The organism is Aeromicrobium sp. (genome assembly GCF_023146395.1).
Lineage (GTDB): Bacteria > Actinomycetota > Actinomycetes > Propionibacteriales > Nocardioidaceae > Aeromicrobium.
Genome location: NZ_JAGLCD010000019.1, coordinates 14592 through 38497, shown reverse-complemented (window position 1 = coordinate 38497; position 23906 = coordinate 14592). Strand labels below are relative to the sequence as shown.

Annotated in this window: 25 protein-coding genes; 6 read left to right on the top strand and 19 right to left on the bottom strand. The window is 71.3% G+C overall.

Annotated features, from left to right (window positions below; all coding sequences use genetic code 11):
• Positions 1-86: 86 nt before the first annotated feature.
• Positions 87-845, top strand: coding sequence for a PspA/IM30 family protein (locus KAG51_RS13330; protein ID WP_290584333.1), 759 nt, complete (start codon positions 87-89; stop codon positions 843-845).
• A 55-nt stretch (positions 846-900) separates the two neighbouring features.
• Positions 901-1371 carry a DUF2505 domain-containing protein gene (locus KAG51_RS13325; protein WP_290584332.1) on the top strand — a complete coding sequence of 157 codons (471 nt, stop codon included), beginning with the start codon at positions 901-903 and terminating at the stop codon, positions 1369-1371.
• A gap of 101 nt (positions 1372-1472) precedes the next feature.
• Here the strand turns inward: KAG51_RS13325 and KAG51_RS13320 are convergent, their stop codons facing one another.
• Genes KAG51_RS13320 through KAG51_RS13305 form a run of 4 tightly spaced genes read right to left on the bottom strand, consistent with a single transcriptional unit; the run spans position 1473 to position 4984 of the window.
• A complete protein-coding gene (locus KAG51_RS13320; RefSeq protein WP_290584331.1) occupies positions 1473-1763 on the bottom strand; it encodes a hypothetical protein in 291 nt (96 codons plus the stop codon).
• On the bottom strand, positions 1760-3166 hold the full coding sequence (locus KAG51_RS13315; protein ID WP_290584330.1) for a wax ester/triacylglycerol synthase family O-acyltransferase: 1407 nt from the start codon (positions 3164-3166) through the stop codon (positions 1760-1762). The genes KAG51_RS13320 and KAG51_RS13315 overlap by 4 nt, the downstream gene beginning before the upstream one ends.
• A gap of 31 nt (positions 3167-3197) precedes the next feature.
• Positions 3198-4343, bottom strand: a complete 1146-nt coding sequence (locus KAG51_RS13310) for a hypothetical protein (protein WP_290584329.1) — start codon at positions 4341-4343, stop codon at positions 3198-3200.
• Positions 4340-4984 (bottom strand): hypothetical protein, encoded by a 645-nt coding sequence (locus KAG51_RS13305; RefSeq protein ID WP_290584328.1) that lies wholly within the window; start codon positions 4982-4984, stop codon positions 4340-4342. The genes KAG51_RS13310 and KAG51_RS13305 overlap by 4 nt, the downstream gene beginning before the upstream one ends.
• Before the next feature lie 153 nt (positions 4985-5137).
• Between KAG51_RS13305 and KAG51_RS13300 the strand changes: the two genes are divergently transcribed.
• Positions 5138-5404, top strand: coding sequence for a helix-turn-helix domain-containing protein (locus KAG51_RS13300; RefSeq protein ID WP_290584327.1), 267 nt, complete (start codon positions 5138-5140; stop codon positions 5402-5404).
• 11 nt (positions 5405-5415) lie between these two features.
• On the opposite strand, the gene KAG51_RS13295 is transcribed toward KAG51_RS13300, so the two are convergent.
• On the bottom strand, positions 5416-5928 hold the full coding sequence (locus tag KAG51_RS13295) for a hypothetical protein (protein WP_290584326.1): 513 nt from the start codon (positions 5926-5928) through the stop codon (positions 5416-5418).
• Positions 5929-6032: 104 nt separating this feature from the next.
• Here KAG51_RS13295 and KAG51_RS13290 point away from each other — a divergent pair, with 104 nt between their 5' ends.
• Positions 6033-6644, top strand: coding sequence for a LysM domain-containing protein (locus tag KAG51_RS13290; protein ID WP_290584325.1), 612 nt, complete (start codon positions 6033-6035; stop codon positions 6642-6644).
• Positions 6641-7111: an Rv3235 family protein gene (locus KAG51_RS13285; protein WP_290584324.1), complete on the top strand. Its 471-nt coding sequence runs from the start codon at positions 6641-6643 to the stop codon at positions 7109-7111. Before KAG51_RS13290 ends, KAG51_RS13285 begins: the two co-directional genes overlap by 4 nt.
• A 6-nt stretch (positions 7112-7117) precedes the next feature.
• Here the strand turns inward: KAG51_RS13285 and secA are convergent, their stop codons facing one another.
• From secA to KAG51_RS13225, 12 genes are all read right to left on the bottom strand, one after another.
• The gene (secA, locus tag KAG51_RS13280; RefSeq protein WP_290584395.1) at positions 7118-9835 is read right to left on the bottom strand and encodes a preprotein translocase subunit SecA; all 2718 of its coding nucleotides are present in this window, start codon (positions 9833-9835) and stop codon (positions 7118-7120) included.
• A gap of 66 nt (positions 9836-9901) precedes the next feature.
• The gene (locus KAG51_RS13275) at positions 9902-11146 is read right to left on the bottom strand and encodes a crosslink repair DNA glycosylase YcaQ family protein (RefSeq protein ID WP_290584323.1); all 1245 of its coding nucleotides are present in this window, start codon (positions 11144-11146) and stop codon (positions 9902-9904) included.
• Between the two features lie 10 nt (positions 11147-11156).
• A complete protein-coding gene (locus tag KAG51_RS13270; RefSeq protein ID WP_290584322.1) occupies positions 11157-11816 on the bottom strand; it encodes a response regulator transcription factor in 660 nt (219 codons plus the stop codon).
• 148 nt (positions 11817-11964) lie between these two features.
• Positions 11965-12621: a ribosome-associated translation inhibitor RaiA gene (gene raiA / locus KAG51_RS13265; RefSeq protein ID WP_290584321.1), complete on the bottom strand. Its 657-nt coding sequence runs from the start codon at positions 12619-12621 to the stop codon at positions 11965-11967.
• A gap of 69 nt (positions 12622-12690) precedes the next feature.
• On the bottom strand, positions 12691-13383 hold the full coding sequence (locus KAG51_RS13260; protein WP_290584320.1) for a ComF family protein: 693 nt from the start codon (positions 13381-13383) through the stop codon (positions 12691-12693).
• Between the two features lie 77 nt (positions 13384-13460).
• Positions 13461-15134, bottom strand: coding sequence for a GerMN domain-containing protein (locus KAG51_RS13255; RefSeq protein ID WP_290584319.1), 1674 nt, complete (start codon positions 15132-15134; stop codon positions 13461-13463).
• Positions 15131-16702 carry an MtrAB system histidine kinase MtrB gene (mtrB, locus tag KAG51_RS13250; protein ID WP_290584318.1) on the bottom strand — a complete coding sequence of 524 codons (1572 nt, stop codon included), beginning with the start codon at positions 16700-16702 and terminating at the stop codon, positions 15131-15133. Before mtrB ends, KAG51_RS13255 begins: the two co-directional genes overlap by 4 nt.
• Entirely contained in the window at positions 16699-17394 is a 696-nt protein-coding gene (mtrA, locus tag KAG51_RS13245) for an MtrAB system response regulator MtrA (RefSeq protein WP_290584317.1), read from the bottom strand. The genes mtrB and mtrA overlap by 4 nt, the downstream gene beginning before the upstream one ends.
• 43 nt (positions 17395-17437) lie before the next feature.
• Entirely contained in the window at positions 17438-18865 is a 1428-nt protein-coding gene (gene ahcY / locus KAG51_RS13240) for an adenosylhomocysteinase (protein ID WP_290584316.1), read from the bottom strand.
• A 72-nt stretch (positions 18866-18937) separates the two neighbouring features.
• Positions 18938-19105: a Trm112 family protein gene (locus tag KAG51_RS13235; protein ID WP_290584315.1), complete on the bottom strand. Its 168-nt coding sequence runs from the start codon at positions 19103-19105 to the stop codon at positions 18938-18940.
• Positions 19106-19249: 144 nt separating this feature from the next.
• Positions 19250-19924 (bottom strand): TrkA family potassium uptake protein, encoded by a 675-nt coding sequence (locus KAG51_RS13230; RefSeq protein WP_290584314.1) that lies wholly within the window; start codon positions 19922-19924, stop codon positions 19250-19252.
• Positions 19925-19932: 8 nt separating this feature from the next.
• Positions 19933-21279, bottom strand: a complete 1347-nt coding sequence (locus KAG51_RS13225; protein ID WP_290584313.1) for a potassium transporter TrkG — start codon at positions 21277-21279, stop codon at positions 19933-19935.
• Positions 21280-21373: 94 nt separating this feature from the next.
• Between KAG51_RS13225 and KAG51_RS13220 the strand changes: the two genes are divergently transcribed.
• Entirely contained in the window at positions 21374-22345 is a 972-nt protein-coding gene (locus KAG51_RS13220; RefSeq protein WP_290584312.1) for a glycosyltransferase, read from the top strand.
• A gap of 12 nt (positions 22346-22357) precedes the next feature.
• Here KAG51_RS13220 and ispD read toward each other — a convergent pair whose 3' ends face one another.
• Entirely contained in the window at positions 22358-23047 is a 690-nt protein-coding gene (gene ispD / locus KAG51_RS13215) for a 2-C-methyl-D-erythritol 4-phosphate cytidylyltransferase (protein ID WP_290584311.1), read from the bottom strand.
• Positions 23044-23892 carry a siderophore-interacting protein gene (locus tag KAG51_RS13210; RefSeq protein WP_290584310.1) on the bottom strand — a complete coding sequence of 283 codons (849 nt, stop codon included), beginning with the start codon at positions 23890-23892 and terminating at the stop codon, positions 23044-23046. Before KAG51_RS13210 ends, ispD begins: the two co-directional genes overlap by 4 nt.
• Positions 23893-23906 lie beyond the last annotated feature (14 nt).

Below are 23906 nucleotides of genomic sequence, written 5' to 3'. Positions count from 1 at the left end.
GTGCTCGACCTCACCGGTTGAGTGCGGGCCCGCGGTGCGCTTGGATCGAGGCACCACTCCCCACGCTCGGACGAAGAGGACCCACCATGGCCCAGAAGCAGTCCATCCTCGGTCGGATCAGCCAGCTCACGCGCGCGAACATCAACTCGCTGCTCGACAAGGCCGAGGACCCGCAGAAGATGCTCGACCAGCTCGTGCGCGACTACACGAGCTCGATCGCCGAGGCCGAGGACGCCGTCGCCCAGACGATCGGCAACCTGCGCCTCGCCGAGGCCGATCACGCCGAGGACGTCGCCGCCGCCAAGGAGTGGGGCGGCAAGGCGCTGGCTGCCTCCCAGCGGGCCGACACCCTGCGCAGCTCCGGGCAGGCCGGTGAGGCCGACCGTTTCGACCAGCTCGCCAAGCTCGCCCTGACCAAGCAGATCTCCTTCGAGAACGAGGCCAAGCAGGCCGCGCCGATGATCGCCTCGCAGGGCGAGACGGTCGAGAAGCTCAAGGTCGGTCTGGTCCAGATGCGCGTCAAGCTCGACGAGCTCAAGGTCAAGCGCGACCAGCTCGTGGCCCGCGCCAAGACCGCCGAGGCGCAGGCCAAGGTGGCCGACGCCGTGAAGTCGATCGACGTCCTCGACCCGACCAGCGAGCTGTCCCGCTTCGAGGAGAAGGTGCGCCGCGACGAGGCCCTCGTGGCCGGCAAGGCCGAGCTGGCGTCGTCGAGCCTCGACTCCCAGTTCGCCGAGCTCGAGATCGACTCCGACCAGCTCGAGGTCGAGGCCCGGCTGGCCGAGCTCAAGGCCCTGCAGACGGGAACCCAGCAGGCCGTCGAGGGCGAGGGCAGCGCGCGCTGACGCGCGTCGTCCGCGACCCGCTGACAAGCCCGGGAACCCCTGACAGGATGTGCGCATGAAGCTCTCCGAGACATTCACCTACAGCGCCACGGTCGACGAGGTGTACGGCCTCATCACGTCCGAGGAGTTCCGCACCGAGACGTGCGAGGACCAGGGAGCGATCGAGTACGACGTCTCCGTCGATGACGGCACCGTCACGATCGTGCGTTCGATGCCCGCCGAGCTCCCCGACTTCGTCAAGAAGCTCACCGGCCCCACGGTCAAGGTCAAGCAGACCGAGAAGTGGAGCCAGAAGAGCGACGGCTCGCGTGTGGCCGACGTCAAGGTCTCGATCGTGGGCCAGCCGGCCGAGATGCTCGGCACCGCCGCGCTCGAGGACGACGGCAGCGGAGGCACCGTCTTCACGGTCAAGGGCGACGTCAAGGTCTCGATCCCGCTGCTCGGCCGCAAGATCGAGCCGGAGATCCACAAGCAGATCGTGCGATCGCTCAACGCCGAGGTCGACCTCGGCAAGACCAAGATCTGATCCTGGTCCGGGCCGACCCGGACCGGACCACGAGGGCCCCGCACCCGGTTCTGGGTGCGGGGCCCTCGTGCGCGCCGGAGGCCCGGGGGGCCGGCGCCGGCTCAGGTCAGGAGGTCGAGCACCGCGTCGAGCTCATCGGGGCCGAACCACTGCAGGTGACCGCTGTCGTCGAGCACGAGGTGAAACGCCTGCACGTGCGCGAGCGCGACGGGGGCGTCCTCGACGTCGACCTCGGCCGCCACCGCGACGGGACCGGACTCCACGGCCTCCTCGAGGGCGGCCAGCTCGTCCTCCTCGTCCTCCGAGGCGGCCAGCAGCTGCTCCTGGTCGAGCGTCTCGCCGGCGGCCAGTCGGCGCAGGTCGTCGGCGTCGGCCGCCAGGTAGACCCTCATGAGGTGCCCCGCTGCGGGCGCTGGCGACCGCGCGGGGCGCGCCGGGTCGCCGAGGTCGCCGTCTCGACGAGCTCGTCGACCGACTCGCGGATGCACTGGGCGAGCACGTCGAGATCGGGCACCGCCTCACGGTCGCCGACCAGACCGAAGAACACCTGGCCGTTGTACGACGTGACCGCGATCGAGACCGCACGGTGGCCACGCAGCGGGATCGCCGAGTAGACCTCCTGGACCTTCTGCCCCGCCAGGTACACCGGATCGAACGAGCCCGGCACGTTCGTGATGGTGATGTGGTGATCGCGTCGCGCCTCGGCCATCGCGACCCGCGCACCCACCGCGTGGAACGTGGAGGTCGCGAAGCCCGGGAGGTTGGCGAGCTCGTTGGCCGCGACCGCCAGGCCGGTCTCGCGGTGGTCCTTCAGCGCGTAGGAGACCTGGTGCAGGCGGACCACGGGATTGGACTCGCCGACCGGGAGGGACAGCAGGTGCCCCGTGACCCGCGAGCCCAACGAGGTCGGCAGGCCCTCGGACACGACCGACATCGGCACGAGCGCCCGGAAGCTCGTCTTCGGGGTGACCGGCTCCGCCCGGGTCAGCATCCAGCCACGCAGGCCGCCGGCGATCGAGGCGAGGATCGCGTCGTTGACCGTGCCGCCGTGGAACTCTCGGACCCGCCGCAGCTCACCGAACGAGACCGCGATGGTCGCGAAGCGCCGGTGCCGCGAGAGCGTCGTCTGCAGGACTCCGTGCGACGGGGTCGTGGGGGTGCCGACCACCGGGAGGTGACGGACGAACCGGCCCGCGACGCGCTCGACGGTGCGGAGGGCCTCGCCCGGGTGCGTCACGGTGCGGTTGACCGTGGAGGCGGCCAGGGCCAGCGCGCCGGGATCGGGACGCGGGGTCCACTCCTCGTGCGGGATGTCGCGGGCGTGGGCGACCTCCTCGAGCAGGACCTGCGCGAGGTCGACCGTCTCGGACCCGTCGACGAGCGCCTGGTGCGCCTTGAACAGCAACGCGGTGGCGCCGTCCTCGAGGCCCTCGACGAGGTAGAGCTCCCAGAGCGGTCGGTCGAGGTCGAGGCGGCGGGCGACGAGCCGGCCCACGAGCTCGTGCAGGGCGTCACGCGATCCGGGCGAGGGCAGCGCCGAGCGCCGGACGTGCAGCGTGATGTCGAAGTTCTCGTCGTCGACCCACACCGGGGGGCCGATCCGGCCCGGCACGTGGCGAGGGACCTGGCGGTACCGCGGGACCAGGTCGATGCGCTCGTCGATGATGCGCAGGAGGCGGTCGTGGTCGAGCGAGGTCTCACCCGCCTCGAGGATCGCCAACGTCGCGATCTGACGGGGAACCGTGGGGCTGTCGCTCTGCAGGAAGAGCGCGTCCAACGGGCTCAGACGCTGCATGGCACTCCTCACTCCGGTCGGGGTGAGGTTATCACCGGTCGTCCAGCCGAAGTGTGGCCACGAGCTCGCGGACCCGACCCACGAAGGGCGAGGCGGGAGCCGCCGCACCGGGCGACCGGCCGTGCATCATCGCCGCGTGGAGCGTCGCGGGATCGGCGGGCAGGAACAGGTCGGGAGCGCGGCCGGCGAGCCGGCGCACCGTCTCGGCGACCTCGCGCTCGCTCCAGCCCGGACCCGTCCCCGCGAGGTTGACCACGACCGCGCTCGGCGGGCCCGGCACGACCTCGCGCAGCTCGGCGAGTCCCCGCACCAGCCGGGACAGCCCCACGGGGTCCGCGCGACCGACCACGACCAGGTCGTCAGCCTCCTCGACGAGGTTCCGGGTCAGCGCGTGCCGTGACCGCCCGACCGTGCCGTCGAGGTCGAGACCGGACCCGACGTCGACGACGACGTGCGCATGGTCGCTGCGGAGCCGGTCCAGCACCGTGCCGAGCGCGCCGACCCGCAGGTGCGGCCAGAGGTCGGCGCGCGGAATGCCCGTGAGCAGGTCGAGCCCCGGCTCCACCTCCACGAGATGGCCGTCGACCTCGTGGCCGCGCCCGTTGCCAGCGGCTCGACAAGAGGCCAAGATCCCGCTGAGGTCGTCGAGCACGCCGAGCTGCTGGGCCAGCGTCCCGCCAGCCACGTCGGCGTCGACGAGCGCCGTGCGCTGCCCGAGGCCGGCCAGCGCCGAGGCCAGCGCGAGCGCGAGCGTCGAACGCCCCGGAGCACCGGCCGGACCCCACACGACGAGCACTCGCCCGGCGCTCCGGTCGTCCGCGCCGGTCGACGGTGGTGGTGGTGGACCCGGGACCGGCACCGGCTCGGCCCAGTCGACCTGCCCGAGCTGGGTGGGATCAGGACGCCAGGCGATGCCGAGGGCGGCCGCCGCCGCGGTGTCCCCGCACGCGGCCACGGCGGCCCCGGCCGACGTGAGCTCGCGCACGACGTCGATGTCGAGGCCCGGGAGCGCCGGGTCGACCAGGGCGACGGAGGCCGCCCCGGTCCGCACCACCGCGAGCAGCTCGCTGACGTCGACGCAGCGGCGCGCGAGCCGCAGGTGCGGGGCCTGGTCGACCGCCGCCAGGGCCTGAGGCTCCCACGCCGCACCGGCAGCGGCGATCGCGACGTCGGTCACGGCACCCGGACCAGCGTCACGTGACCGGAGGCGATCGCCGCGATCTGCTCGCCCCCGAGCGTCTGCGACCCGAGGTCCAGCACGACGGTCCGCGTCACGCTGGCTCCGAGCGTCTCCGAGGTGCCGGCGTCCAGGACCCGGAGCCCGGACGCCTGCCGCACGGCCGGGAGATCGGTCGCCTCCCCCGGGCCCGGACCCACCCAGACGTCGACGAGGTCGCCCGCGCCGAGATCGGGGGGAAGGAACCCCGTCTGGACGCTGACCGGGAGATGACCCCGGGACGCGTCGCCGGCCGCCCAGGAGTCGCGCCCGACGAGCGCACCCGGCGCGAGGTCGACGGTCCAGCGCAGTGCGTCGAGCCGCTCGGGGAGCTCCTCCTCGACCCGCACGTAGGCCTCGCCGCTCGCGCCGTCGAGCCTGGCCCTGGTCGCCATGAGGTCGTCCGGGCCCACGGTGTCGCCCGCTCGGACCTCGTCCGAGACGGCCCAGTACTCGACGGTGTCGTCGGCGCCGACGACGATGCGGGCCCCGAGCGCCGTGGCACCCACGACCAGCACGACGCCCGCGAGCAGCCGCGGGTCGCGCCATCGACGCACGACGACCCGCCGTGCCGGTCGCGTGGTCGTGTCGCGTCGTCCCATGGTCCCCCCGACCCTGATCGGGCACGCAGTTGCGCACCTGACCCGGATGTCTAGTGCACGGACCCGTGACTCGTCCACCACCCGTCCACCGTCGTCCACACCGGCTCCGGAGATGACCTGAGCGCTGACACTCACCCGTGTCACACTGGGCACATGGGTTCGGAGACGCCGCGATTCCTCACTCTCGCTGATGTCGCCGAGGTCCTCAACGTCACCGTCCGGCAGGTCTATGCGCTCGTGCGCTCAGGGGATCTGCGGGGCATCCAGATCGGCGGCCGTGGGCAGTGGCGGGTCGAGCACGTCGAGCTGGAGGACTACATCCAGCGGCAGTACGCGCGCGTCGAGTCCCACCTGCTCGACCCGGACTTCGCGTCCGAGCTGGACGGCCAGGATCTCAGCTCGAGCCGCAGCTCCGACTGAGGCGGTCGGTCTCACAGCACGTGGAGCGTCGCGACTGCCGTCAGGACGACCCACACCGGCGAGCCCGGGTTCTCCTCGCCTGAGCCCTCGAGACGAACGGCCTCGCGGGTCACCGCGCCCACGACTCCCGTCACCGCGACACCGTCGGTCCGCACGACGCACACGGGCTCACCCTCGTCCCTGAGCGCCCGCAGGAGCTGAGCCCAGCCGAGCCTCGCCTCGACTCCGCGAGGCTCGGGGGCGCGACCGCTGCCGCCGCGCCAGCCCAGCAACGCGGCGCGAGCGACGACGATCTCCCGCGCCGCCTCCGCCAGCACCATGAACTCCTCGGTCGAGCGGAGCACGCGCCCCTCGACCCAGCCGACGCCGCGCACGTCCAGCGCCACGTCGCCCCAGACCAGGTCACGAATTCGGGCGCCCGACCACTCCTCGTCGGTCAGCTCGACCGCGAGGGCGTCGCGCTCGAGCGCCGCCTCGTCGAGCGCGGAGGCCTCGATCTCGGCCAGCAACCGGTCCCACCGCATCGCCCCACGGTAGGCGCCTCCTGTGCACCGGGTCGTTGACAGGTGCGATCAAACGATCTTTGGTGTTCACATACGTCATCAAACGTCATCAAACGGGGGATTTCATGCAGAACACCAGTCGTCGCCCAGTCCTCGCCACGGCGGCGGGATCCGTCCTCGGCCTCTCCCTGACCCTCCCCCACCTCCCGTCCAGCGCCTCGGAGGTCGTCGGCCCCGAGCTCGCACCGGCACTCGCGGGCGTCGCCGACATCGTCCTGGCGGCCCTGTCGCTCTGGCTCCTGGTCGCCAGCGCCCTCGTCGCCCTCGCGCGGCGCACCGCCACGGCGGCCGGGCTGGCCCGGCGTCTGGCGCCGCCGTGGTTGGCCGCGACTCTCTCGACCAGCGCCCTGCTGCTCGCGTCCAACGCCCACGCGAACCCTGCCGATCTCGACGGCCTGCCGCTCCCCGACCGGGCACCGGCCGCCGCCACGGCACCGGAGAGCCCCGTTCCGTCACCCGGCCCCTCGACGTCGGTCGCCACCGTGGTCGTGCAGGCCGGCGACTGCCTCTGGACCCTGGCCCGCGAGCACACGCAGGACACCGCGACAGATCGCGACATCGCGCGGTTGACGAGCACGTGGCACGCCACGAACCGTGAGGTCATCGGTCCCGATCCCGACGTGCTGCACCCGGGTCAGGTCCTGCGGGTCCCGAACAACGGACCGGTGGCGTCGTGAGGTCGGCCACGGCCCTGGCCGTCGTCGTGCCGTTCGGCATCGATCCCGACGCCGAGCCGCAGATCCCGCTGCCGATCCCCGGCGTCAAGCCCGTGCTGCCGGTCCCGGTCGAGCGCGGCCCCCGCCCCGAGGCGCCGCTGCGCGAGCGGACCTCCCGGTTCCTGCAGGCTCTGGTCGAGGTCCTGGTGGGTGACCGCCCGGCCCGCCAGCTCGCGGGCTGGCTCGCTCCCGACGTCTACCGGGCCCTGGAGCGCCGCGTGACGCTCGGTGCGCGCCGCGCCGCCGGTCGCCGCGGCAACGCCCGGGTCGTCTCGGTCCACGTCGCGATGATCTCCCCGACCGTCGCCGAGGTCGCGGGCCGGTTCGTCCACCACCGTCGGTCCCGGGCCGTGGCCCTGCGGCTCGAGCTGCTCCCCGACCACCGCGACCAGCCCGCGTGGCGCTGCACCGCTCTGGAGTGGGGCTGAGCGGCTCTAGCGGTTGTTCTTGCGGCTCTTGCGCTGCTGCTTGGCCTTCTGGCGGGCCTTGTCCTTGGCGTTCTGGGCCCGCTTGGCCGAGGCCTCCTCCGGCGAGCTCTCCTCGGTGCGCACCTCGGGGTCACCGTCCTCGCTCGGCGCCGAGTAGGCCAGCTTCTGCTCCCGCGACGCCTCGACGCCCTTGGCCGACACGTGCGGCGCCTCGCCCTCGCCGTCACCACCGCCCTCGGGGGCCTGCACGTTGACCTCGACGTTGAACAGGTAGCCGACGGCCTCCTCCTGCGTGGCCTCCATCATCGCCGAGAACAGGTCGAAGCCCTCGCGCTGGTACTCCACCAGCGGATCGCGCTGGCTGTAGGCCCGCAGGCCGATGCCCTCGCGGAGATAGTCCATCTCGTACAGGTGCTCGCGCCACTTGCGGTCGAGCACGCTGAGCACGACGAGGCGCTCGGCCTCACGGGCGACGGGCTCGGTGAGCTCCTGCTCACGACGCTCGTACGCCGCCAGGGCGTCCTGGACCAGCAGATCGGTGAGCGTCTCCCGGCTCAGCTTGTCGCGGCCACCCGCGTCCGCCGCGACGTCGTCGGCCGAGAGCGTGACGGGGTACAGCTGGCTGACCGCGGTCCACAGCGCCTCGAGGTCCCACTCCTCGGGGAAGCCCTCCGTGGCACCCACGACGTAGGCCGTGACGACCTGCTCGATCATGTCGCGCACCCAGTCGCGCAGGTCCTCCCCCTCGAGCACCTTGCGCCGCTCGGAGTAGACGACCTCGCGCTGACGGCTCATGACGTCGTCGTACTTGAGGATGTTCTTGCGAGTCTCGAAGTTCTGCGTCTCGACCTGCGCCTGCGCGGAGGCGATCGCCCCCGTGACCCGCTTGTTCTCGATCGGCACGTCGTCGGGGATGTTCATGCGCTGCAGGACCCAGTTGACCCAGTCGGCCTTGAACAGCCGCATCAGGTCGTCCTCGAGCGAGAGGTAGAACTGGGAGATGCCAGGGTCGCCCTGACGGCCGGATCGGCCACGGAGCTGGTTGTCGATGCGGCGCGACTCGTGGCGCTCGGTACCGATCACGGCGAGTCCGCCGAGCTCGACGACCTCGTCGTGCTCGGCCTTGACCTGCGCCTCGGCCGTGGCGACGGCATCGGCCCACGCCTCCTCGTACCCGCTCTCGGGGTCGGCAGGGTCCAGGCCGCGCTTGCGCAGCGCCTGGTCGGCCAGGAACTCAACGTTGCCGCCGAGCATGATGTCCGTGCCGCGGCCCGCCATGTTGGTGGCGACCGTGACGGCGCCACGGTGACCCGCAAGGGCCACGATGGCCGCCTCGCGCTCGTGCTGCTTGGCGTTCAGGACCTCGTGCACGACCCCGCGCTTGCGCAGCATCTTCGAGAGCCGCTCGCTCTTCTCGACGCTCGTGGTGCCGACCAGGATCGGCTGGCCCTTGGCGTGCCGCTCGACGATGTCCTCCGCGACGGCCGAGAACTTGGCCTCCTCGGTGCGGTAGACCAGATCGGGCAGGTCGTCACGCGCCACGGGACGGTTGGTGCGGATCGGCACGACGCCGAGGCCGTAGATCTTGTCGAACTCGCTGGCCTCGGTCAGGGCCGTGCCGGTCATGCCGGAGAGCTTCTCGTACAGGCGGAAGTAGTTCTGCAGCGTGATCGTGGCGAGGGTCTGGTACTCCTCGCGGATGCGCACCCCCTCCTTGGCCTCGATCGCCTGGTGCAGTCCCTCGTTGTACCGGCGCCCGTCGAGGATGCGGCCCGTGTGCTCGTCGACGATCATGACGTTGCCGTCGACGACGACGTACTCCTTGTCGCGCTTGAACAGCTCGCGAGCCTTGACCGCGTTGTTGAGGAAGCTGATGAGCGGGGTGTTGACCGAGTCGTACAGGTTGTCGATGCCGAGCGCGTTCTCGACGGCGTCGATGCCCTCCTCGGTGACGCTGATCGTGCGCTTCTTCTCGTCGACCTCGTAGTGCACGTCCGGCGACATCGTCGCGATGATCTTGGCGAACTCGGCGTACCACTGCACCTGCTCGGTCGTGGGACCGGAGATGATCAACGGCGTGCGCGCCTCGTCGATGAGGATCGAGTCGACCTCGTCGACGATCGCGAAGAAGTGACCACGCTGCACGCAGGAGGCCAGGTCGGTGGCCATGTTGTCGCGCAGGTAGTCGAAGCCCATCTCGTTGTTGGTGCCGTACGTGATGTCGCACGCATAGGCCTCCCGGCGCTCCGCGGCGGTCATCCCCGGCAGGATCGCCCCGACCGTGAGTCCGAGGAAGCGGTGCACGCGCCCCATCCACTCAGCGTGGTAGCGCGCGAGGTAGTCGTTGACCGTGACGACGTGGACGCCCTTACCGGCCAACGCGTTCAGGTACGCCGGGAGGGTCGAGACCAGGGTCTTGCCCTCACCGGTCTTCATCTCGGCGATGTTGCCCAGATGCAGGGCCGCCCCGCCCAGGATCTGCACGTCGAAGTGCCGCTGCCCCAGGACCCGGTCGGCCGCCTCCCGCACGACGGCGAACGCCTCCGGCAGCAGACCGTCGAGGGTCTCGCCGTCCGCGAGGCGCTCCCGGAACTCCTCGGTCATGCCGCGCAGCTCGTCGTCGCTCAGGTCGGTGTAGTCGTCGGCGAGGTCGTTGACCTGGTCGGCGATGGCCTCGAGCTGACGAAGGATCTTGCCCTCGCCGGCGCGGAGGATCTTGTCGATGATCTTGGGCACGCGGATGCACTTCCTCGCAGATGGGCCGGAGCAGATGGCCTGAACAGGTCGAGTCTAGGCGGTGTCGCCTGACTCCCGGGCCCGGGCACGGGCGTCGACGGCATCCGACAGCGCAGCGGCGAGATCCCCGCGATCGCCGACCGTGACACCGCTCGCCCCCAGCCACCCCGCGAGCAGCTCGAGCTCGGCCGCCAGCTCGACCGCGGTGTGCGGGGGCGCATGGGCCTCCGCGTGGGCCGCGAGCACCAGGACACGTCCGGTCGCCCGGTCGTGCTTGAGGTCCACCCGGCCCACGAGCCGGTCCCCCAGCAGGAAGGGGAGCACGTAGTAGCCGTGCACACGCTTCTCGGCCGGGACGTAGATCTCAATGCGGTAATCGAAGCCGAACAGCTGCGCGAGGCGGGTTCGTTCGAACACCAACGGATCGAACGGACTCACCAGGGCGCGGGCGCGGACCCGGCGGGGCACGACCGCGTCACGGTGGCGCCAGGCCGGGCGCGCCCACCCGTCGATCGTGGCGGGCACGAGCACCCCGTCGGCGGTCAGCTCCTCGATCGCCACGCTCGCGGGCCCCGGAGCCAGCCGGAAGTAGTCGCGCAGACACTGCGCCGTGCCGATCCCGAGCGCCCGTGCCGCGTGCTCGACGAGCAGCCGGTGCGAGGCCTCCGGAGACAGGTCGGGCTGACCGGCGACGTCGGACGGCAGGACGCGTCCGGGCAGGTCGTACAGCCGCTCGAACTGGGCCGTGCGTCCGGCGGCCATGACCTCGCCCACGTAGAACAGGTACTCGAGCGCCTGCTTGCCCTCCGACCAGTTCCAGCCCCAGTGCGAGCGGTCCCGCGGCAGGTCCTCCTGGATCTGCCGCGCGGTCAACGGACCCCGGCGCCGGACCTCCTCGAGCACCCAGGCGACGAACTCGGGCTTGTCGCGAGCCACGGCCCTCGGGCCGCCCCACATGCGGCTGTCGTCCTGGCGGCGAAACCCGAAGGCCGGCCAGAGGCGGACGTCGAGCAACGCGGCCTCGTGCGCCCAGTACTCCACGAGCCGACGCGGCGGACGCGAGGACGCCCGGTGCAGCATCTCGACGTCGTACGGACCGAGGCGCGAGTAAAGTGGCAGGTAGTGCGCGCGCTGCAGCACGTTGACCGAGTCGATCTGGAACAGCCCCAGGCGGTCGATCGTGGCGCGCAGGTGGCGGGCGGAGATCGTGCCCTCGGGTCGTCCCCGGGCGAAACCCAGGGCCCCGAGGGCGAGGCGTCGCGCCTGCAGGACCGTGTAACGCTCCGACACCGTGGTCATGTGGCGGCGCTCAGAGGTCGTCGACGAGCTTGCTGCGCACGGCGTACATCGCCGCTTCCATGCGCGACTTCATCTGCAGCTTCTCGAGGATGTTGCGGATGTGGTTCTTGACCGTGTTCTCGCTGATGAACAGCTCGCCGGCGATCTCCCGGTTCGACAGGCCGCGGGCCACGAGTCGCAGGACCTGAAGCTCGCGGGCGGTGAGACTCGCCGACGGTGCCGGGCCCTTGGAGATCTGGACGAACTCCTCGAGCAGCTTGGTCGCCATGGTGGGACTGATGAGCGACTGCCCGGAGGCGACGAGGCGTACGGCCTCGGCCACCTGGTCGTACGTGGAGCCGTCCTTGAGCAGATAGCCGGACGCCCCGCTCTTGATGGACTCGTAGAGATCAGACTCTTCATCACTGGCCGTGAGCATGATGATGCCCGTCGTGGGGGACGTGGCCTTGATCGCGCCACAGATCTCGACCCCGCTGCGACCCGGCATCCGCACGTCGAGCAGGACGACGTCGGGTGGGTTCTCGGCGACCTGCGTCAAGGCCTCGTCACCGCCGTCGACCTCGATCAGGTCCAGGTCAGGATCGGCGCTGAGCACCATGCTGACGCCGCGGCGGAACAGCTCTTGGTCATCGACGAGGAGGACGCGGATGCGTTGTCTGTCGTCGGCCACGGAGTGAATCATGCCACGCAAGCGGAGTTCTGCACGCGAAGCGGGGCGGAGCACCCTCCCGCGACGCCATGGCACCCGGACGCGGCCGCACAGACGGGCGGGGCGCGGGTGGTCGCCCACCCGCGCCCCGTCCGTGTCTCGGGCCCGCTCAGTCCTGCGTGGGGTCCAGGTGGATCACGCCGTAGTCGTACCCGCGACGTCGGTAGACGACGCTGGGCTGCATGGAGTCCTTCTCGACGAACAGGTAGAAGTCGTGGCCGACGAGCTCCATCTCGTACAGCGCCTGGTCGAGCGTGATCGCCGGGGCGCGGTGGGTCTTCTCGCGGACGACCATCGGCCCGTCGCCGTCGATCGCGACCGGCGGCGCCGGTTCGTCGACCGCGGGAGCCGCATCGTCGGCGAGCAGGCCGTCGGGCACCGCGGACGTGGCCTCGGCCAGCGAGACCGGCGCATGCTGCCCGTGGTGGATCCGTTGGCGGTCGGCCGCACGTCGCAGTCGCGAGTGCAGCTTGTCGACCGCGGCGTCGAGCGCGGAGGCCTGGTCGGTCGCGCAGGCCTCGGCCCGCACGACGGGACCGCGCGACCGGAGCGTGAGCTCGACCCGGGCCGCGCGATCGTGCTGGCGGGGGTTCTTCTCGTGCGTCACCTCGACGTCGACCCGGCTGATGCGCTGACGGCTGTCGAACTTCTCGATGCGCTGCAGCTTCTCGTGGACCCGTTCACGGAACCTCTCCGAGATCTCGCTGTTGCGGCCGGTGACGACGATTTCCATGAGTGCCTCCCAGGTCGGTGGACGAACGGTCATGCCATGTCCTTGACCGTAGACCGAGCGGCCCCGGGGCGAAAGGGGGACGGTGTGAAGTTCTCGCACTTCTCAGCCAGGCCCCGGGCCCGGTCGCGGCGTGTGGGCGACCACGACGACGGCCGAGGTCCGCACTCCCGCCGCCGCGAGTGCCCGTACGGCCTCCCGGACCGACGCGCCGGTCGTGAGCACGTCGTCGACCACGATCACCTCCTCGATGCCGGCGCGGACGCAGCGCGCGACCACTGCGGGGTCTGCGGCGAAGGCGCCCGCGACGTTGGTCCGCCGTTCCAGGGCACCGAGGCCCGCCTGGTCGCGCGTCGAGCGTACGCGGCGCAGCGCCGGCAGTGCGGTGGCGTCGAGACCGACGGCCACGAGGTCGCGGGCCGCCCGCTCGGCGAGGAGTCGGACCGGGTCGGCCCCGCGCCGGCGCACCTGGGCGCGGGCGGTCGGCACCGGGACGAGCCCGGTGCGACCCTCGAACGGCGCGGTCGCGCAGCCGACCGCGAGCAGGTGCCCCAGGGGGCGCGTGAGGCGCAGGCGCCCCCGGTCCTTCCAGGCCACGACGACCCGCGCCGCCGGTCCGACGTTGTCCACGACCGCCAGCACCGGGACGTCGGCGGCACCGGGCACCAGCCGCGGAGCGGGCCGGCATGCGGCGGCGCAGGCGTGGCACCAGTCGAGACCCGGGCTGCCGCACCCGGCGCAGTCCGCCCCGACGACGAGATCGGCGGCGGCCGACTGCCACGCCTCGCCGATGCCCACGCGGCGATCTTCTCCTCGACCGCGAGGCACGGCACCGCTTCGTCCCGGGCCCGTGGACCGGTCCTGCCTGTGGACGGTCAGCGCCCGCTCGTGAGCCCCCGGGCCGTGACCCCGAGCAACCGCCACGAACCGCCGGCGGGCAGGTACCAGAGCCGCGCGCGATCGTCGGTGACGTAGAGGTCCGGGTCGTCACCGGACCCCGCAGCCAGCGCCGTGATCGCGACGTTGGGCAGCCGCGGAGCCGTGCCGGCCGTCGCGTCGGAGGGTGAGCCGTCGATCGACGCCCGGTACACCTGGCGTCCGGTCTCGCCGTCGCCGACCACCGCGATCACCGTCGCGGCGAGCCAGACGACGGCAGCCGGGTTGACGACGTCCCGCGCGATCTGGGCCGGCACCGCGAGCTGTGGCACCGATCCTGGATCCGCGCTGGTCACGGCGCCCGCGAGAACGTCGCCGCTCTGGCGCGTCACGGCGTACCGTGTGCCGCCGGGTTCGAGGGCGAAGGACGTCACACCGTCCAGCGCGCTCGCGACCGGCACCGGTGTGACCCCGTCCTCGGTCATCAGGCGCACCCGCAGGAGTCCCTGGGGACGATCGGCGACCCAGAGGCGTCCCTGCACGTCCCACGAGATCGACACGACGTCGACGGTCTGGTCGACGCGTTCTCCCTCGGCTCGCACGACACGCAGGACACCCTGGTCGCTCACCGTGGCCCATGCACCAGGTCGTGCGGCCACGAGGCTCGCCGTGGCGGCCAGGTCGTCGGGGACGCCCGCGACCGGACTCGCGACCTGCCCGTCCAGCGTCGAGACGACGTCGTCGACGACCGCCCCCGCCCGGCCGGTCGCGGGCGGCGGGTCGAACCGGGCCCACGCCGACACGGGTTGATCGGCCGTGCCCCCCGCGACGAGCGGGCCGTCACTTCCGACGATGCGCACGACCGAGACGCCCGGCACCTGGGAGAGCGTGCGCACGACCTGGGCCGAGAGGCGGCGGCGCACCTCGAGGTCCAGCGTCGTGAGAGACGTGCTGAACTCGACCGTCGCGCGCCCCTGAGCCACCGTCACGGCCGGGTTCCAGTCACTCGGGTCCGGGACGTAGGTGCGCGTCTCTCCCGCGACCCGCGGTGGACCACCGGCCACCAACGCCGCGGTCAGCGACGTCGCGAGCCGCTCCCCGACCTGCAGGTGCACCGGGTCGGCGACGAGCTGCTCGCCCCGGACGTCGAACAGGAAGACGTCGAGTGCCTCGTAGTACGTCTCGAAGTAGCCCTGCGTGACGGCCAGTCCGGCCGGCGGGTTCGCGATCCGCCAATCACCGTCATCGAGGACCAGCTCGAGCGCGAAGCTGGCCGACCCCTGCGCCGCGATGAAGTGCCCGTTCCGGTCGAGCCGACCGGACTCCTGGAGGTCGAGGTCGACGAGGGTCGTCGTCTCGCCGGTCTCCCGGACCTGGATCACGGGAGACCGATAGATCCGGACCCCGTCGCCCGCCGCCCACTCCGCTGCGGCGTCGCTCGAGAGGTAGGCGCTCGCCGTGCCGCTCGAGACCGGATAGGCCAGCATCGCGTCGAGGAACCCCGCCACGATCTCCTGCGGCTCCGCCCCGGGCGCCGGGGGCGCGGGCTGGTACGTGATCAGGTCGCTCCCCACCTCGACGTCGCTGGCCCGCTCGACGTCGGTGGCGGTGGGCAGGCTCGCGCACCCCGGCAGCACCAGCGCCGCGACGAGCACCATCGCGACCCGCCTCATGCGTCGCCCGCCTCGCGCAGCGGCTCCAACGCCGGACGGCTCACGTCGCCACCCGGCTTGGGCAGCGTCAGCACGAAGTCCGTGCCGCGCCCGGGCCTGCTGCCCACCTGGAGCTCACCGCCGTGCAGACGCGCATCGCTGCGCGCGATCGCGAGACCGAGGCCCGTGCCGGCGGCCGCCCGTGCCGGGTCGGCGCGCCAGAAACGATCGAACACGCGCCGCGACTCCTCCGCCGTCAGGCCCACGCCGTGGTCGCGCACCGACAGCGAGACACACGTCTCGTTCTCGGCCACCGTCACGACGACGTCGTCGGACCGGCTGTACGCCGCGGCGTTCGCGACGAGGTTGCGCAGCACGCGATCGACGCGCCGTCGGTCCGCCTCGGTGACGACCGGGGCGTCAGCACCCACGACCCGGACCTCGATGCCCTTGCGCGTCAGGACCGGTTCGTCCGCCAGCTCGCGGGCCACGTCCGACAGGTCGATCGTCTCCAGCTCGAGCCGAGCCGCCTCCGCGTCGAAGCGCGACAGGTCCATCAGGTCGGCCAGAAGCTCCTCGAACCGGGTGAGCTCACGGCGCAGCAGCTCGGCGGCCCGCGCGGTCGGCGGATCCCAGCCCGAGCGGGCCTCGTGCAGCACGTCGCCGGCCATCGCGAGCGTCGTCAGCGGCGTGCGCAGCTCGTGCGACACGTCCGAGACGAAGCGCTGCTGCAGCTTCGAGAGATTCTCCAGCCGGGCGATCTGCGACTGCAGGCTCGCCGCCATCTGGTTGAAGGACTCCGACAGCCGCGCGATGTCGTCCTCGCCCCGCACGTGCATGCGTTGCTCGAGATGTCCCGCAGCGAACCGCTCCGCCGTGCGGCGCGCGCGACGGACGGGCTCGAGCACCTGGCGCGACATCACGTAGGCCACCCCGCCCACCATGACGATCATCGCCAAACCGGCCAGCGCCGTGGCGTTGCGCACCAGATCGAGCGTGGCCTGCTGGTCGGCCATGCTGAAGACGTAGTAGAGCCCGTAGTCGTCGCCGGTCGCCGGCACGTCGAGCCGGCTGCCCACGACCACGACCGGCCGGGCCCCGCCCTCGGGCACCGGGACCTCGGCGAAGCGGAAGTAGAGCCCGTCGGAGGACGACACGGTGCGGACCAGGTCAGCCGGGATCAGGTCGGCCGAGACCTCACCGGACGATCGCACCGGCACGGTCTCGCCCCCACGCCCCAGCGGACCCTCCACGACGACGTCGTAGCGGCCCTGCCCCTGGCCGCTCTGGGTCAAGGAGTCGACGATCTGCGCCACGGCCTCGCTCGCCGCGGTCGCGTCGGTCACCGAGGTCGTCTCGAGCTGGGCGCGCACGCGCTCGAGGCCGGCGCGCGCCTCGTCGACCGCCGTGGTGCTGCGCGCCTCGGCCAGGCCGTCGGCGACCTGGGCCAGCAGGGCCCAGCCCGTGAGCCCGATCGCCAGACTCGTCAGGGCCACCGTGCTGCCCACGACGCGCAGCCGGATCGAACGCCGCCACTGCTGCAGCGCCCGGCGCAGACCCGCGCGAAGTGCACGACCGAGCCGCGTCATTCGGGCGCGATCGCCTGGTACCCCACGCCCCTGACGGTGCGGATGATGCTCGGGTTCTCGGCGTCGTCCTCGATCTTGGACCGGAGTCGGGTCATGTGGACGTTGACGAGCTTGGTGTCGCCCGGGTGGTGGTAGCCCCACACCTTCTGGAGCAGCACCTCCCGCGTGAAGACCTGCTCGGGCGTGCCGAGCAGGCAGGCGAGGAGGTCGAACTCCAAGGGCGTGAGATCCAGTGGCTGACCGGCCCGCTCGACGGTGTGTCCAGCCGGGTCGAGCACGATGTCGCCGAACACGAGCGGTTCGAGGATCTGGTCGGTGCGACGCAGCCGGGCCCGGATGCGGGCGACGAGCTCGGAGTTCTTGAACGGCTTGACGATGTAGTCGTCGGCACCGGCCGCCAGCCCCGCCACGACGTCGTCGGTGTCGGACCGCGCCGTGAGCATGACGATCGGCACGTTCGAGCTCTCGCGGATCCGGCGGCACACCTCCATGCCGTCGACGCCCGGCAGCATCAGGTCGAGCAGCACGACGTCGGGACGGAACGCGGCCAGGGCGGCCGGGACCTTGTCGCCCGAACGACACACCGCCGTCGTCAGTCCCTCCCCCTCGAGCACGATCGACAGCATCTCGGCCAACGACGCGTCGTCGTCGACGACGAGGACGCGATCGTGGTGCGTGCGGCGCTGGCTCATGAGGGGTGGGGGACCGCCGACGGCGGTGGGTCAGGACTCCGGCTCAGTAGCGGTAGTGATCGGACTTGTACGGGCCCTCGATCGGCACGCCGAGGTAGGCGGCCTGCTCCTTGGTGAGCTCGGTCAGCTCGACGCCCAGGGCGTCGAGGTGGAGTCGCGCGACCTCCTCGTCGAGGTGCTTGGGCAGCACGTGGACGCCCAGCTCGTACTCGTCGGACTTGGTGAAGAGCTCGATCTGCGCCAGCACCTGGTTGGTGAAGGAGTTCGACATGACGAACGACGGGTGCCCCGTGGCGTTGCCGAGGTTCAGCAGACGACCCTCGGACAGCACGATGATCTTCTTGCCGTCCTCGAAGATCCACTGGTGGACCTGCGGCTTGATCTCGTCCTTGACGATGTTCGGGATCTTGGCCAGACCGGCCATGTTGATCTCGTTGTCGAAGTGGCCGATGTTGCCGACGATGGCCTGGTGCTTCATCTTCTGGAAGTGCTCGACCGTGATGATGTCGAAGTTTCCGGTGGTCGTGATGAAGATGTCGGCGGTCTCGACGACCGACTCCAGGCGCTTGACCTCGTAGCCGTCCATCGCGGCCTGCAGCGCGCAGATTGGATCGATCTCGGTGACGATGACGCGGGCGCCCTGGCCGCGCAGCGACTCCGCCGAGCCCTTGCCGACGTCGCCGTAGCCGCACACGACCGCGACCTTGCCGCCGATCATGACGTCGGTCGCACGGTTCAGGCCGTCGACCAACGAGTGGCGGCAGCCGTACTTGTTGTCGAACTTGCTCTTGGTGACCGAGTCGTTGACGTTGATCGCCGGGAAGAGGAGGGTGCCCTCACGGAAACGGTCGTACAGGCGCAGGACGCCGGTGGTGGTCTCCTCGGAGACGCCCTTGATGTCCTTGGCGATGTTCGTCCAGTGCTGCGGCTTGTTCGCGACCGAGCGGGCCAGGACGCGCAGCACCTCCTTGAACTCCTCGTTGTCGGTGCTGTCCTGCGACGGCACGACGCCGGTCTTCTCGAACTCGACGCCCAGGTGCAGGAGCATCGTGATGTCGCCGCCGTCGTCCAGCAGGACGTTGGGACCACCCTCGGGGAAGTCGAAGACCTTCTCGGCCTCGTCCCAGTACTCGCCCAGGGTCTCGCCCTTCCACGCGAAGACCGGCGTGCCCTGGGGGTTCTCGGGGGTGCCGTCGCGACCGACGACGACCGCGGCAGCCGCGTGGTCCTGGGTCGAGAAGATGTTGCAGGTGGCCCAGCGGACGTCGGCGCCGAGCTCCACGAGGGTCTCGATCAGCACGGCGGTCTGGATGGTCATGTGCAGCGAGCCGGCGATACGGGCGCCGGCCAGGGGCTTGTCCTTGCCGTACTGCTCGCGCATGGCCATGAGGCCCGGCATCTCGTGCTCGGCAAGGTCGATCTCCTTGCGGCCGTACTCGGCCAGCGACAGGTCAGCAACGTTGAAATCCATGGGACACATCGTAACCGCGAGTCACGACCGCCGGTCACGGAGTTGGCCGAATCCTGACGTGACCTGGACCGCTCAGACGGCGCGGGCCTCGTGCACGAGCATCGTGGGAATCCCGTCGGTGACCGGGTACGCCAGCTGGCAGGCCTGGCACACGAGCTCGGAGGCCTCCTCGTCGACGAAGAGCCGGTCCCGGCACTGGGGGCACACGAGGATCTCCAACAGGCCCGGGTCGAGGAACATGCCCCCAGCGTATCCCTCCGGACCGGCGCACCAGGTGACCACCGTCGCGGGTCGAGGACACGCGGCCGTGGACCAAGCAGCCTGGTGCGCGGGCGCCTCGCTGCCGGGCCCGCGAGTGACGGAGTGACCCAGGCGGACCGTGACTTACGTCAACGCGCAGAACGTCTCGACCTTCGGGGTCGGTCCCGAGACGATGAGCTCGTCGCCCTGGGTCACGTAGGTCTCGGGCCGTGCGTACGTGAAGTCCTCGCCCCGCGTCTTGACCCCGACGATCGTGACGCCGTAGCGCTGACGCAGATTGGCCTCGGAGAGCGTCTTGGCCTCGGAACACTGCGGGGCCCGGGTCCGCGCGATCGCGAAGCCGTCGTCGAACTCGATGAAGTCGGTCATGGTCCCGGTCACGAGGTGCGCGACGCGCTTGCCCATCTGCGACTCGGGCCGGATCACGTGCGTCGCCCCGACCCGCTCGAGGATCGCGGCGTGCTTGCCGCTGATGGCCTTGGCCCACACCTCGCTGACGCCGAGGTCGAGCAGCCCCAGCACGGTCAGGACGCTGGCCTCGATGTCGGTGCCGATGCCCACGACGGCGATCTCGAACTGCTCGGCACCGATCTGGCGCAGGGCCTCGGTGTCGGTCGTGTCGGCGGCGACGACGTGCGTGAAGTCGCTCGCGTGCTTCTGGACGATCTCGGCGCGCTCGTCGACCGCGAGCACGTCGTGCCCCAGGTGGATGAGCGAACGCGCGACGGCGAGTCCGAACCGGCCGAGTCCCAGCACGATGACCGGCGCGGTCGGCGAGGTTTCCTTGCTCCTGGCCATGCTGGCTCCTATCCGATGATGGGTTGTTCCTCGGGCACGGTGTACCGCGGTGCCCGACGACGCAGCACGAAGGCCGAGGCAGCCGTAATGGTGCCGACTCGGCCGATGAACATCAAGACGATGATCAGGACCTGCGAGGCGTTGTTGAGGTCGGGCGTGAGTCCCGTGCTGAGTCCGGCCGTCGCGAAGGCCGAGGTCACCTCGAACAGGGCGTTCTCGAAGGTCGCGTCGGACAAGAGCATCAGGAGCCACGTCGACCCGGTCACGAGCATGACCGAGATCAACGCGATCGTGAGGGCCGTGCGCACGACCGCCGAGCTGATGGCCCGGGCGCCGATCGTGACCTGCGGGTCGCCCCGCAGCTCGGCGAGGACGACGTAGGCCAGCAGCAGGAAGGTCGTGACCTTGATGCCGCCGGCGGTGCTCGCGCTGCCACCGCCGATGAACATCAGGACGGTGCCGAAGCTCAGGGTCTCCGGGCGCACCGAGCCCCAGTCGAAGCTGTTGAGCCCGCCGGACCGGGGCATGACGCCACCTTCCAGGCCGGACACGAGGCGGTGGTCCCACGGCAGCGTGCCGAGGGTCGCGGGATTGGACCACTCCAGGGCCAGGAACACCACGGCCCCGACGACCAGCAGGAAGACCGAGCCCCACACCGTCAAGCGGGTGTGGATCGTCCACTTGCTGGGGTTGCGCCAGCCGCTGAACAGCTCGGCGAGCACCGGGAAGCCCACGGCGCCGAAGAACACCCCGAGGCAGATCGGCACGATGATCAGCCAGTCGCCGGCGTAGCGGGTGATGCTGTCGGAGTTGAGCGAGAACCCGGCGTTGTTGAACGCCATGACCGCGTCGAAGACCCCGTGCCACAGCGAGGTGCCCCACGAGTCGAAGTAGGACCCGCGGTACCGCACGGACAGCACGACCGCGATGACGAGCTGGAAGCTCAGCATCACGACCGCGACGCGACGGAACAGCGGCCTGACCTCCCCCAGGCTGACGACGTGCATGTCGGTCTGGGCCACGAGGCGCGTGCGCAGCCCCAGGCGACCTCCGATGAACAGCCCCAGCACCGTGGCGAGGGCGACGATGCCGAGGCCGCCGATCTCGACGAGGATCAGGATGATCACCTGACCCGCCGGCGACCAGTAGCTCGCGGTGTCGACCGTGGCCAGACCCGTGACCGTGACGGCCGACGTCGACGTGAAGAAGGCCGGCATGAACTCCGGCGAGTACTCCCCCGTGCGGGCGAACGGGAGCATCAGCATGAGGGTGCCGGCCAGGATCAGCGTGAGGAACGTCAGCGGCAGGAGTCGCACCGGATGAGCGATGGCGGCCGGGATCCTCGGTCGGGGCACACCGCGACGCTACACCGCGCTCGGGGTCGCGGCGGAACTTCGGCCACGGCGCTGCGGCATCCTCCCGCAGCCACGAGTCGTTAGGGTGGCGGGCGTGCCCGACCAGTCCCCCCGTGTCGCGATCGCCGTCGTCACGTACAACCGCCCGGAGTTTCTCGCCGAGCTGCTCCGGAGCGCGACCCGGCTGACGAGCCCCCCGTGGCGCGTCGTGGTGATCGACAACGCCAGCGACGAGGCGACGAGCGAGGTCCTGTCGGAGGCCGCCGCCTGGTTCGAGCCCGGCGTGCTGGTGACCCGGCGCCTCCCCACCAACACCGGTGGCGCGGGCGGCTTCTGCGAGGGCACGCGGCTCGCCCTCGAGCTCGGCGCCGACTGGGTCTGGCTGATGGACGACGACGTCGAGATCCTGCCCGAGGCGCTCGACCGCTTCGCCCCGTGGATGGAGCGGTTTCGCGTCATCCACGGCCGCCGGTACGACTTCGACGGGTCACCGTTCTACTGGCAGGCGAAATTCAACGAGTTCCTCGGCGTGCCGCTGCCCTACGGGGTCTCGCGCACCTTCAACGACGAGGGCTACGCGATCACCAACTCGGGCACGTTCGAGGGGATGCTGGTCCACGCCGACGTCGTGCGCACGATCGGCCTGCCGGACCCGCGCTTCTTCATCACGTGGGACGACGCCGCGTACGCCTGGCTGGCCGCCCAGCACACGCAGGTGGTCTACGTCGACGCGTACGTCCTGCGACGCAAGCGCGAGCAGCGCCAGGTCAACCTGGGCCTGCGCCACCTCAACGACGGGAGCCCGCTGTTCCGGTTCCACGTCATGCGCAACCGTGCCTACGTCGGCAAGTACTTCGCCCTGCACGGCAAGCTCCATCGCTTCGGCTTCGGTCTCGGCACGGCACTGACCTTCGCCAAGGAGATCTTCCGGCTCATCGTCGTGCAGCGCACGCTGCGCGGGCTGGGCGACCTGGTCCGCGGATTCCGCGAGAACCGGCGCCTGTGGGGCGACGACACGTGGCGCCCCATGGATCCGGCCGAGGTGCCTCCGGCCCTGCCCCGCTGAGGACGGATGCCTCTAGCCCTCGTGGAGCCAGCGTCGCGCGAGGTCGAGATCGGCCGGCCGCGTGATCTTGAGGTTGCGCTCGTCGCCGGGGACCACGGTGACCCGCGCACCGGGGACGTGCGCCAGGACGACCCCACAGTCGTCGGTGGGCTCCCCGGGTTCGAGTGCGGCTGCGGCGTGCGCGCGCCGCAGCACCCCCGCCCGGAATCCCTGGGGGGTCTGCACGCGGCGAACCACCGAGCGGTCGACGTTCCGCACGACCAGACCGGCACTGTCGACCTCGACGAGCGTGTCGACCGACTCGACCGCCGGGGTCACGGCGTCGTGGTCGGCCAGCGCGGCCAGGCACGCGTCGACGATCTCGCCCGTCACCAACGGGCGGGCCGCGTCGTGCACGAGCACGAGATCGTCGTCGGCGAGCTCCGGGATCGCGGCCAGTCCGAGCCGCGTGCTGTCGGCGCGGGTGGCACCTCCGGACACGACCGTGACGACCTTCGGCTCGGCCACCGCCACCCGGTGCGCCTCCCGCGCCGACTCGGCGTGGGTCACCAGGACGATCCAGTCGACGTCGGGGTGCCCCGCGAGACGACTGACGGCGTGTGCGAGGACGCTCCTGCCGTCGAGGTCGAGCAGCTGCTTCGGGGTCGCCGCGCCGAACCGGGTGCCGGTGCCCCCCGCCAGCACCAGAGCGTGGACCGTCATGACGGCGCGGACTCGGGCCGGATCATCGGCTCCTCGCCGCGGGCGCGCTCGGAGGCCTTCCAGGCTCGGAAGCCCTCCTCGGACTCACCACGACGCCAGTAGGCCGAGATCGACACGTCGCGCCGCTCGACGCCGCGGTCCTTCACGAGGTACGGGCGCACGGTCTTGAGGAGCCCGGACTCACCGTGCACGAAGACCTGGACCCGGCCCGCGGGCCAGGACCAGGCTCGAACGGCGTCGTCCAGGAGACTGGTGGTGCCGGCATCGGCCGGAGACCGGTGCAACCAGAACACCTCGGCGTCGCCGGCGGTGACGACGGGCTGCTCGTCGGCCGGTCCGTCGACCTCGAGGAAGGCGGTGGCGCGCTGGCCCGGCTCGAGGGCCTCCAGGCTCGCCAGGACGGCCGGCAGCGCCGACTCGTCGCCCACGAGCAGCTGGTGGTCAGCGGCCGGGTCGGGCCGGTAGGCACCGCCGGGACCGCGCAGGTGCACGGTCTCGCCCGCCTGGGCGCGGGCCGCCCACGGGCCGGCCAGGCCGGCGTCGCCGTGCACGACGACGTCGATCCACATCTCGCCGGCGGCGGGGTCGAGCCGGCGGATCGTGTAAGTGCGCAGCACGGGCCAGTGCTCCGGCGGCATCGACGCGCGGACCTGCTCGAGATCGAGCCGCTCGGGGTAGTCGACCCCAGGGGCGAGGAAGGCGATCTTGACGTAGGCATCGGTGTGCCCCGACCACCGGGCGACCACGTCGGCCAGCTCGGGTCCGCCCAGCACGACGCGTCGCATCGCGGGGCCGACGTCCTCGACCCGCAGGACCGTCAGACGGGTCAGGTAGGTGCTCGCCACGCCTGTAGCCTAAC

Excerpts from the sequence above, each read along its gene's own strand:
- KAG51_RS13275 (WP_290584323.1), bottom strand. The coding sequence starts at position 11,146 with ATGACCACGGTGTCGGAGCGTTACACGGTCCTGCAGGCGCGACGCCTC.
- KAG51_RS13315 (WP_290584330.1), bottom strand. The coding sequence starts at position 3,166 with ATGCAGCGTCTGAGCCCGTTGGACGCGCTCTTCCTGCAGAGCGACAGC.
- KAG51_RS13320 (WP_290584331.1), bottom strand. The coding sequence starts at position 1,763 with ATGAGGGTCTACCTGGCGGCCGACGCCGACGACCTGCGCCGACTGGCC.
- KAG51_RS13290 (WP_290584325.1), top strand. The coding sequence starts at position 6,033 with ATGCAGAACACCAGTCGTCGCCCAGTCCTCGCCACGGCGGCGGGATCC.
- raiA (WP_290584321.1), bottom strand. The coding sequence starts at position 12,621 with ATGACCGTTCGTCCACCGACCTGGGAGGCACTCATGGAAATCGTCGTC.
- mtrB (WP_290584318.1), bottom strand. The coding sequence starts at position 16,702 with ATGACGCGGCTCGGTCGTGCACTTCGCGCGGGTCTGCGCCGGGCGCTG.
- KAG51_RS13255 (WP_290584319.1), bottom strand. The coding sequence starts at position 15,134 with ATGAGGCGGGTCGCGATGGTGCTCGTCGCGGCGCTGGTGCTGCCGGGG.
- KAG51_RS13325 (WP_290584332.1), top strand. The coding sequence starts at position 901 with ATGAAGCTCTCCGAGACATTCACCTACAGCGCCACGGTCGACGAGGTG.
- KAG51_RS13295 (WP_290584326.1), bottom strand. The coding sequence starts at position 5,928 with ATGCGGTGGGACCGGTTGCTGGCCGAGATCGAGGCCTCCGCGCTCGAC.
- KAG51_RS13235 (WP_290584315.1), bottom strand. The coding sequence starts at position 19,105 with ATGTTCCTCGACCCGGGCCTGTTGGAGATCCTCGTGTGCCCCCAGTGC.
- KAG51_RS13330 (WP_290584333.1), top strand. The coding sequence starts at position 87 with ATGGCCCAGAAGCAGTCCATCCTCGGTCGGATCAGCCAGCTCACGCGC.
- mtrA (WP_290584317.1), bottom strand. The coding sequence starts at position 17,394 with ATGAGCCAGCGCCGCACGCACCACGATCGCGTCCTCGTCGTCGACGAC.
- ispD (WP_290584311.1), bottom strand. The coding sequence starts at position 23,047 with ATGACGGTCCACGCTCTGGTGCTGGCGGGGGGCACCGGCACCCGGTTC.
- KAG51_RS13300 (WP_290584327.1), top strand. The coding sequence starts at position 5,138 with ATGGGTTCGGAGACGCCGCGATTCCTCACTCTCGCTGATGTCGCCGAG.
- ahcY (WP_290584316.1), bottom strand. The coding sequence starts at position 18,865 with ATGGATTTCAACGTTGCTGACCTGTCGCTGGCCGAGTACGGCCGCAAG.
- KAG51_RS13305 (WP_290584328.1), bottom strand. The coding sequence starts at position 4,984 with ATGGGACGACGCGACACGACCACGCGACCGGCACGGCGGGTCGTCGTG.
- KAG51_RS13230 (WP_290584314.1), bottom strand. The coding sequence starts at position 19,924 with ATGGCCAGGAGCAAGGAAACCTCGCCGACCGCGCCGGTCATCGTGCTG.